The organism is Streptomyces sp. YS-3, from assembly GCF_045257485.1.
Taxonomy (GTDB): domain Bacteria; phylum Actinomycetota; class Actinomycetes; order Streptomycetales; family Streptomycetaceae; genus Streptomyces.
This window is the reverse complement of record NZ_JBJHPC010001234.1, coordinates 1-514: the sequence shown is the minus strand read 5'-3', so window position 1 is coordinate 514 and position 514 is coordinate 1. Positions and strand designations below refer to the sequence as shown.

Sequence of the window (514 nt, the reverse complement as noted above, 5' to 3'; positions counted from 1 at the left end):
GTACGGGCACTGCGCTCCCTGGAGTCCGCCGACGAGGAGAAGCGGCGCGGCGGCGCGGCGGGCGTCGAGGACGTGCTGCGGCGCGGCAACGCCGGCCGTGAGCGCGTCCCCGGCAAGCACGGCACCGCCCCCACGGCGTACGAGGTCGTCGCGGTGCTCATCAGCGACCAGCCCGGCGAGCTGGCCCGGATCTTCGCCGACGCGGGCCGCGCCGGGGTCAACATCGAGGACGTGCGCATCGAGCACGCCACCGGCCAGCAGGCGGGCCTGGTCCAGCTCATGGTCGAGCCGGCCGCGGCCCGCGTCGGCGAAGATCCGGGCCAGCTCGCCGGGCTGGTCGCTGATGATGAGCACCGCGACGACCTCGTACGCCGTGGGGGCGGTGCCGTGCTTGCCGGGGACGCGCTCACGGCCGGCGTTGCCGCGCCGCAGCACGTCCTCGACGCCCGCCGCGCCGCCGCGCCGCTTCTCCTCGTCGGCGGACTCCAGGGAGCGCAGTGCCCGTACGGTCTCG

The 514-nt window shown here is 76.5% G+C and carries 1 pseudogene; it reads left to right on the top strand.

Annotation, left to right across the window (positions count from 1 at the left end):
- A pseudogene (locus ACJA3G_RS38465) lies at positions 1-514 on the top strand (hypothetical protein); the annotation flags it as partial.